At 38.5% G+C, this 9167-nt stretch carries 9 protein-coding genes, 2 pseudogenes and 1 riboswitch; of the genes and pseudogenes, 1 reads left to right on the top strand and 10 read right to left on the bottom strand.

The features are described from left to right. From IEX94_RS18980 to IEX94_RS20405, 9 genes and pseudogenes are all read right to left on the bottom strand, one after another. On the bottom strand, positions 1-189 hold a 189-nt coding region (locus IEX94_RS18980), incomplete at its 3' end, for a hypothetical protein (protein ID WP_229782809.1). 154 nt (positions 190-343) lie between these two features. After that, positions 344-1057, bottom strand: coding sequence for a trehalose operon repressor (treR, locus tag IEX94_RS18985; protein WP_188859755.1), 714 nt, complete (start codon positions 1055-1057; stop codon positions 344-346). 6 nt (positions 1058-1063) lie between these two features. Further along, positions 1064-2725 (bottom strand): alpha,alpha-phosphotrehalase, encoded by a 1662-nt coding sequence (gene treC / locus IEX94_RS18990; protein WP_188859757.1) that lies wholly within the window; start codon positions 2723-2725, stop codon positions 1064-1066. A 139-nt stretch (positions 2726-2864) separates the two neighbouring features. Further along, on the bottom strand, positions 2865-4799 hold the full coding sequence (treP, locus tag IEX94_RS18995; protein ID WP_188859759.1) for a PTS system trehalose-specific EIIBC component: 1935 nt from the start codon (positions 4797-4799) through the stop codon (positions 2865-2867). 338 nt (positions 4800-5137) lie between these two features. Beyond that, a riboswitch (SAM riboswitch) is annotated at positions 5138-5245 on the bottom strand. A gap of 2 nt (positions 5246-5247) precedes the next feature. Continuing rightward, on the bottom strand, positions 5248-5838 hold the full coding sequence (locus tag IEX94_RS19000) for an ATPase (protein ID WP_188859761.1): 591 nt from the start codon (positions 5836-5838) through the stop codon (positions 5248-5250). Continuing rightward, positions 5838-6029 carry a hypothetical protein gene (locus tag IEX94_RS19005; protein WP_188859763.1) on the bottom strand — a complete coding sequence of 64 codons (192 nt, stop codon included), beginning with the start codon at positions 6027-6029 and terminating at the stop codon, positions 5838-5840. Before IEX94_RS19005 ends, IEX94_RS19000 begins: the two co-directional genes overlap by 1 nt. 362 nt (positions 6030-6391) lie before the next feature. Continuing rightward, the gene (locus tag IEX94_RS19010; RefSeq protein WP_442946242.1) at positions 6392-6625 is read right to left on the bottom strand and encodes a DUF7713 domain-containing protein; all 234 of its coding nucleotides are present in this window, start codon (positions 6623-6625) and stop codon (positions 6392-6394) included. After that, positions 6614-6715: pseudogene (locus IEX94_RS20400) on the bottom strand (DUF7686 domain-containing protein); the annotation flags it as partial. The pseudogene IEX94_RS20400 and the gene IEX94_RS19010, both read right to left, overlap by 12 nt. After that, positions 6696-6869, bottom strand: a pseudogene (locus IEX94_RS20405) (hypothetical protein); the annotation flags it as partial. The pseudogenes IEX94_RS20400 and IEX94_RS20405, both read right to left, overlap by 20 nt. Before the next feature lie 510 nt (positions 6870-7379). On the opposite strand from IEX94_RS20405, the gene IEX94_RS19015 reads away from it, so the two are divergent. Further along, the gene (locus IEX94_RS19015) at positions 7380-7661 is read left to right on the top strand and encodes a hypothetical protein (protein WP_188859767.1); all 282 of its coding nucleotides are present in this window, start codon (positions 7380-7382) and stop codon (positions 7659-7661) included. A gap of 716 nt (positions 7662-8377) precedes the next feature. Here the strand turns inward: IEX94_RS19015 and IEX94_RS19020 are convergent. Beyond that, a complete protein-coding gene (locus IEX94_RS19020; protein WP_188859769.1) occupies positions 8378-9046 on the bottom strand; it encodes an HAD family hydrolase in 669 nt (222 codons plus the stop codon). Positions 9047-9167 lie beyond the last annotated feature (121 nt).

A 9167-nucleotide genomic window follows, 5' to 3' on the forward strand; every position in this document is an offset into this window, starting at 1 on the left:
ATCAAATAAACTGAAAACTGCAATTCCTGACATACTACCAGCAATCATGTTTCTCCAGTATGTCGCACTCCAGAATATTGTCACAAGCCGAGAGCAAGAGATTGACGGAACGGCATCCGATACGAGGAATCCACAATTTAGTTTAAAAGCAATATCCTCATGGAGGCGTTTAATCAGATCTTTAAACATTTTCTCTTTTTCCATTTACATCAAATAACCCACTTCTCCATAATACTCAAAAAGCAGCACAACGAAAGAAACTAAAAACGCTGTGCCGCTATTTCAAAAAACTTCCTACACATTAGCAGTATTATACAACATAATACTTATTTCAAACCTACCCCTAATTCACCCTTCTTGCAAAATCCACAAATCGGAACTTATCTGGTCGGTGCCTGGACTCTGTGAATTGAAATAGGCTTGTATCCTCTAAATGGACCTGACTTCGGATGACAACCACATTTGTGAAGCCTTCTAAGTCTAAGAGTTCGTAGTCTTCTTTTGTTGGTGTTTCAACCACAATTTCTTTCTTTGCAAAACCGATGACAAGATTTAATTTGTTCTCAATATAGTCATAGATCGAAGTCTGGCAAATTTCCTTCGATAACATCGGCACGTATTTTTCATTGAAATAATCTTTATCGAGTATAACTCTCTCCCCGTCGATTTCCCGGGTACGAATAACATTCCAAATCGATTCCGTCGAGTCAGTCTTTAAAAATTTAGCCGTTTGATCCTCCGGTTTCAGACGCTCAAGGGTGTGCACGTTGGTTCTGCTGTTTAATTTTAATTTCTCCGTCAGTTCGGAATAACTTTGAATTCCGGAGACTGGGAAGGAAAATTTATTTCGATCAATCACAACGGATCCTTTTCCTTGGATTTTCTGAATATAGCCATTTTGTGATAAAAGATCCAGTGACTTACGAATGGTTTCACGGGACGTTTCATATTCCGCAGATAACTCATTTTCCGACGGCAACAGGTCTCCAATCGCCCATCCATTTTCCTCGATTTTCCTAACCAAATCGTTGTATATCATTAAATATTTCTTCAGCAATGTTCATCACTTCCAATAATAAACAATCGACTCATATGGTCGTAATTGTAATCGTTCCAGGTTTAGCGGAGAATCCTCATAGTTGGACAGTAAAACTTCCGGGACGCCTTTAGACTTTTCCAACTGCAAATCAACGGTCGCGTCTTTCCCGTAGAAATTACTGACAACAAGGATTCTTTCTCCATTCCAATCTCTTGTATAGGCAAAAATTTGCGGGTCTTTATCCAATAGAAGTTGGTAATCCCCATTTGTAAGACAATCGTACTTTTTCCTTAACGCGATTAATTTCTGATAATGATAAAAAATAGACGACGGATCTTCCAGTGCATTTTCTGTATTAATTTCTGGATAATTATCCGCTACATCTATCCAAGGAGTGCCAGTTGTAAAACCTGCCTGTTCTCTTGCCGACCATTGCATTGGTGTTCGTCCATTATCACGGGATTTTTGCTGCAGAATACCGATGATTTCTTCTTCTGTTTTTCCTTCTTTTTGTAAGTTTTTATACGCATTTAGTGACTCGACATCGCGGTATTCTTCAATCTTAGAAAAATTGGGGTTTGTCATACCGATTTCTTCCCCTTGATAAATATACGGCGTACCTTTCATCATATGAAGGGTTGTTGCGAGCATTTTAGCGGATTCTTTATGGTATTGTACGTCGTCACCAAAACGGGAAACGGAGCGTGGTTGATCATGGTTGCATAAGAACAGGGCATTCCAGCCGCCCCCTTCATGCATACCAACTTGCCAATCGGAGAGGATTTGTTTTAACTCCAAAAAGTCGAACGGCGCTTTTGTCCATTTCTCCCCATTCAGATAATCTACTTTTAAATGATGGAACTGGAAAGTCATGGATAATTCCTCACGTTTCGGCTGCGTGTAAAGTAAGCAGCTTTCCAAATTCGTTGATGACATTTCTCCTACTGTGAGCATATCATACTTCGAGAAAACGTTCCGGTTCATGGCATGCAAATACTCATGGACTCTCGGACCATCCGTATAAAATCTTCGTCCGTCACCGATATGATCATCTGGAAAATCTTGATGTTTGGAAATAAGGTTAATAACATCCAAACGGAAGCCATCAATCCCCTTCTCTGCCCAAAAGCGCATCATCTCAAAAATCTTCTCACGTAAACCTTCATTTTCCCAGTTTAAATCAGCCTGTGTCACGTCGAATAAATGCAAATAATATTGCTCTGTTTTTTCATCCCATTCCCATGACGGACCACCGAATTTGGACTGCCAATTATTCGGAAGTCCACCGTTTTCTCCGGCCTCCCAAATATAGAAGTTGCGGAACGGATTATCCTTTGATGAAGCCGCCTGTTGAAACCACCCATGTTCTGTCGAGGTATGGTTCACAACGAGATCCATAATCAGTTTCATATCGCGCTGATGTGTCTCTGAAAGTAATTCCTCGAAATCTTCCATCGTCCCATAGGAAGGATCGATCGCATAATAATCACTAATATCATAGCCGTTGTCGTTTTGAGGGGATTTATAAACTGGAGTCAGCCAAATGACGTCCGCCCCAAGCTTTTTAATATAGTCCAGCTTCCGGGTAATACCTTGGATGTCTCCGGTTCCCGTCCCTGTTGTATCATAAAAGCTTTTCGGATAAATTTGATATACTGTGGATCTTTTCCACCATGCCTCACTCATGTTGAAGACCCCTTTCCTGTTGTTTTTTAGGTGAAAATTGAAAAGTCAGCGGTAACATGAAGACTACCTAAGCAATCCCCTTGTTCCCCAAGCTTCTTAATGTTAAAACGTTTCGAACACGAATAATCTCGTCACAATTCTAGTTTTTTAGTTTCCGTTTTGCAATAACAAGTGTAATAATAAATGGAACAATAATAACGATTAGCATACCAAGGAAAAATGTACCCATGCTATTTGCGATGGATAAGAAAGCCGGGACACCTCCGACACCTACTGAAGAAGCTTGTACACCTCCAACCGTGATGAATGCTCCTGCAATGGCCGTTCCGATTATAGCTGCAATGAACGGATAACGATACTGTAAATTAACACCGAACATGGCTGGTTCTGTCACACCTAACCAAGCAGAAATTCCGGAAGTACCTGCTAATCCTTTCAGTTTTTCATTTTTTGCTGCTAAGAACATTGCAAAAACGGCGGATCCTTGAGCGATATTAGATAGTGCTAGAATTGGCCACAGGAAGGTCGTTCCCGTACTTCCAATCAATTGTAAGTCAACCGCAAGAAACGTGTGGTGCATTCCCGTAATAACAAGCGGTGCATACACTGCCCCATAGATAAGACCGCCAAGCAGTGGTGCAGCATCAAATATAGCTATTAATCCGGATGTAATCCAGTTACCAATCGTAAACGTAACCGGCCCGATAATAATAAAAGATAAGAAACCTGTTAGAAGCAGGGCGATTGGTGCAACGACTAATAATTGCAATGAATCAATGACGCGCTTCTTCAACCATTTTTCAATGCTTGCTAGAACCCATGCAGCAACGAGAACAGGCAGTACTTGTCCTTGATACCCCATCATATTCACGTCTAACCCAAATAAGTTCCATGTTGGTGCTTCACCTTTCGCAGCAGCGATGGCATAATCACTCGCGGGCATTAATGCTGGATGAACGAGAATCAACCCGAGAACAATACCTAATAATGGATTACCTCCAAACCGCTTCACTGCAGACCAGCCGATCAAAGCTGGCAAGAACGTAAATGCTGTAACAGCGATAACGTTAATCATATCTGCCAAACCAGCCCAGGAAGGAAACATCTCAATAATCGATTGATCGGTGAAAATCGGATTGACTAAAATGTTATTTAACCCAAGCAACAAACCAGCAGTTACAATCGCTGGCAAAATCGGAATAAAAATATCTGCCAACACTTTAATGCCGCGCTGTAACGGATTGAGCTTCTTCCCACTGGCAGCCTTCACTTCTTCTTTGGATGCTTCTTTTAAGCCGGTTTCTCGGATCATGGCTTGGAATACCTTATCAACGGTCCCTTGCCCAATTACGATTTGATATTGACCATTTGTTGAAAAAGTTCCTTTGACAATATCTAAATCTTCAAGTGCTTCTTTGTCTACCACATCTTCATTATCTAGGGCAAAACGCAATCTTGTTACACAGTGGGTTGCAGCATGAATGTTTTCTAGCCCCCCTACTGCTTTAACAATTTCTTTTGCCGTTTCCTTGTATTCCGGATCCTGTTTCGTTCCATCTATCGGTTCAACGGTATTTACATTTGTTTCACTTGCACCTTGTAGTGTAAGCTCCAGTAAGTTGGATTCTCCCGCAATAACCGTGCTGTCACTCGTTTTCCCGTAACTCTTCACCAAATCTCCAGTCGTGATGATAATCGGTGTAATATGGCTTGCTGCTCTTTCTTTTATTAGCTGCAAATCAAATGTAATCAAGGGATCGCCAACTTTTACCTGCTCTCCTTGTTCAACATGTATTTCAAAACCTTCCCCATCCAGGTGAACTGTTTCCAAACCTACATGAATCAGCAATTCAATTCCAGATTTTGTTTTTAAACCAATCGCATGTTTTGTTGGAAAAGTGACGACTACTTCTCCGTTTACTGGAGAAACAACTTTACCATCTGTCGGTTCAATTGCCAGCCCATCTCCCATCATTTTTCCAGAAAATGTCGGGTCCGGAACATTTGCAAGCGGTGTAACTTTTCCACTTAGTGGTGCAATAATGATTTCTTTTTCATTCCCCTGTAAAGCCATTGTTATTCACTCCTATTCATATCTCTATTATTCTATTTACCCAATGCTCGCAACACTAACCCCCTAACAATAGTGAGGTGAAGGCGATATAAGATGTTCCGCTATAACGAATGCCGGAGAGTACTTGTATATACATGTAACATCTATCTATAGTTTAACTTGTATATACAGGCTTCGCAAGTGCTTACTATTGGAATTTAATGGGGTGCTCCCCATATAATTATTCTACTCGCTTTGCTTGGCTTTAAAGCTAAATTTTTTCATTTCCTCCACATAAAAAGCCCTCTCCCCATCAAAAATGAGAGAAGGGCAAAGATGTATTATATGCCAATACGCTTAACTCATCTTTAGAATACACAGGTATTCTTCTGAAATTAGCACCATACAAAAAATTGCTGGTTGCTGAGGCTTCAAAGGGTCAGTCCCTCCACCTCTCTCGATAAGATTTTTAATTCTTTCTAAATAATTCTTTAACTGGAAGTGACCATTGAGGTAGGTCTATTGCTTCGAAAGTAACAAATCCATTATTTACTTCTAGCACAATCTCCCCATCATCCTCACTGTTATCAATTAAAATCAAGTTATCAATTATATATGCGTATTCATAAAGATGTTTAAACGAGGTCTTATTCCTTCTGATAATATCTTCAGTTGGAATGTGATGACCACCGTTCTTTACTCTCATTGCGACCCTTTCAATGTTTTGCTGGACATCACCTAGCGCAATATAAAACATCGTTATTTCATATCCCATTTCTTTAGCTTTTTGCATTTGTTTAATGGCATTTTTCCCAGCTAGGGTTGTTTCAATTGAAAACTCTTTACCTTCGTCAATATACTTATTTACAGATCTAATGACTTCCTTACCGGCAGAAAATCTGTTTCTCTCGGGATTCTCAGGGTCAATTCGTCGAGCGATAGCGTCTGGATCAATATTGATATCAACCCCAATTTTATCAATAATTAAGCTGCGCAACGTACTTTTACCACTTCCGTTATTGCCCGCAAATACAAAGAATATTGGTTTGTGGCTATGCATTAATCTTCACCGTCACTGTTTAACGGAACAATATCACCATCAGGGAATTCCTTTACAAGTTTTCCGTCTCTTTCATATACGATATATGTGTTATTAGCTTTTGCATCAATTCTAGCCCGTTCACCGGTCATTTTAGCCCATTTGCTTAACCATTCATATTTTCTTTTAGGTTCATTGCTTTGTTCTAACATTAATAGCACCACCTTTATATAAATTATATCAGATTAACGAATAAGTTAATAATTTAGTTGAAATGCAGGGGGGATTGATGTTTTGATTAAAGGGGATTAAAGTTATTATCAGTTTCGGTCTCCTTCTATTCAATATTGGGGTAGACACCAATTCCCTAAGAAATAGGGGTTACTCCTGAGGAATTAAATAAACAAGAAATGGAACGTTTTTTAGTTCAATAAATATAAAGGAAGAGAGCCTATGTTTTATAATATGCTCTCTTTTTCTTATGGTACCCAATTAGAAAGTTTGGGTATGCGTGCAATTCTTAAAATAGAGATTGCACCCACCATTGATTCATCAATCCATATCATCCGTCATATCAAAAACACCCATTCGAAAACAGAAAACCTTCGTTACTCATCAATATTTTTCCTACTTCATCCCAGGAAAAGGCTTTATCATCAATGACCAAAACTGGAATATCCCAACTATTTTCACTGCTTTCTATTCTGCCTACCAACAAATCTCCACGCATCGTTTGATAATACTGCCCATTTGGAAATGTCCCCTCTTTTATATAGATAGCTTCCAGCGCACGTTCCACTTTTTTCACCAATCTTTCAAACAACAAATGCTGGTCACAATCTAATTCGTTATCCACTTCAAATTTATAGCCGTATTCATTATCTTCTGCAGTTCCATACGAATCTCCATCGGATGCAACTTTTTTCTATATTGATATGTCGTAACTCTCCCTCTTGATCAGGAATAGATATGGATGCGGGAGTGTCTTTCAAACTGACTCCCAACTTTTTTGCAAGTCTTTCATTATAACAATTCCAACAAAGCAATTCTGTGTTCCATTATAGAGGTTGTTCAAAAAGTCCGGTGAAAAGGACACTTCACAAAAGAGGAGGTTCTACTACAACCGTCCACGTCCTGTGGACAACGTAGAACTCACCACCTCCTGTGGAAGCTCGTTGGCTCATTTTTTCGCTCCTCATGTACCTACGAGTGTACATTCCGGTGCCGAGAGCTTCGCCGCCTCGAACTTCGGGCGCACAGGACGTACTAGTGTCGATGTTGCAACAGGACGTTTCAGTCTTAACCGACCTCGGTCTTTTTCATCCTCCTTGTTGAACACACACTTATATATGAAAATAAATGGAATAATGGACTTTAATTGCATAAAATAATATGAACACTCGTTCTTGATAATGGTAAAAATATTGTTTATCCTGTATATAGGATAAACAAAAGAAAGATATATTTTATTGTATACTAGTTTTAATTTGATGGTAACACTAGATGTTACATGTGCGTCGATAGAACAGGATTAAAGACTTCTAAAATGAGGAGAAAAACCAATGACGGAAAAAGGAATCGAATTAATTCTTAATGAACTGAAATCTGTGAACGAGAGAATTACAGCGATGGAAACGATAATGGAGTCTATGGAAGCGAAGATGGCAACAAAAGAGGATATTAAATCTTTGGAACGGAAAATTAAGAGCGTTTCAGACCAAGTCATAGAGAATGCTGAGGGAATAACAGATATTCGGAATAAGCTGAAGAAGTTAGATCTTACAGTTGACGTTCTTTCTAGACGTTCAATTGATCAAGAAGCGGAACTGAAAAGAATTAAATAAGTTATTATCTCATTTTATTTTACGACCGCTAACTACTGTCCACATGGCCCATCAATGAGCCAGAATGAGTTTCCACTACAATCCATTTTTTCTAACAGCAGTTCATTTTTTAGAATAGAGCGCTATGCCAATCAAAATAAGCTCTACTCCATATCCAATAAAGTAGAGCTTTACTCATTTATTAATAACTTTGAGAAAGTCCCGCCTGAGTAGTTGACAAAAATTGCATATGCCTAAATAATATAGAAGCAAAATAGAAGAGGCAACAAAGATAATAGTTGGTAATACTTGAAAAGCAAAAACAAATCCGATATGTTCCCCTTCAAACACTCCGCCAAATAAAAGTTTATACGAGCGACTGAGGAATCAATCATTTTTCCAAAACTCCCATTCTCCTTCCCCCAATCAATTAACTTATTTTAAGTACCGAATACTAGATTATTGGATCAGCCCTCAAGGCAATATCGGAATACCGATTAGAAAGATTCAAGAAACCAAAAAAGAAGCACCTCCCCAAATCTTGTATAATGGTAATAGACCAATAAAACCATAAAAAGACTGAAGGAGTGCTTATTATGACCATTATACGACAACCAAGCTTATTTGGCATCCAAGAATTATACTCATATCTACCTTTGTTTTAAATACATCGAATTCCTTAAAAATACGTAAACGGTCAAATACCTCAGCATCTAACCCAGACCAACTATAAACAACTATTTAGAATTAGCCCTCTCCACAATCTCGATTACATCTTCTAGACTAATCTCAGACATGGAACTTATTCGATAATCAACCTCACAGAAATCCATCGCTTCTGTTACTTCATTTGGTACGATGACGCATGACATTCCAGCACTTTTTGCAGCTAATGAACCATTTGCTGAATCCTCAAAGACTAAACATTCTTGTACATCTAATTGCAGGCATTTTGCCGCTTCTAAATATAATGAAGGGTCAGGTTTGACTGTTTCAACATCATCTGAAGTTTTAATGCAGTGAAAATAGTCGAATAAATTTAGATTTTTTAGGTGAGTAGATACCCAGTCGTAGTTTGAACTTGAGGCTAAACCTATTTTTAAGCCAAGCTCGTTTGCTGATTGTAAGTAATTCTCCACACCCGCTCTCGCTTTTTCTGTAGACAATTTAGCATGTAATTTTTCTTCAAATGTATCTTGTAGAGCATTATGATCTAATTTTAGTTTAAGTTGTTTTTCTAAATAAACATATGGTGAAAAATCGGTTTGAGTACCGATTTGCTCTTGCCATTTCGTAAGTGGCAATGTGCTGCCATGTTCAATAAATATATCATTTAATACATTGTAATGATGGGTTTCAGTATCAAAAATCAATCCGTCAAAATCAAATATTATACCTTTTATCATACATAACCCCTCTCATTTTGTAACTCTATTATAATTTCAAGCTATTCTCAAAGCAACATGCTTTTTAATGCGGATGTACTCCATACCAATTTTAATTAATAGATACAATAATCCAAAGTGG

This window comes from Oceanobacillus indicireducens, from assembly GCF_014647195.1.
GTDB classification, from domain to species: Bacteria; Bacillota; Bacilli; order Bacillales; family Amphibacillaceae; genus Oceanobacillus; species Oceanobacillus indicireducens.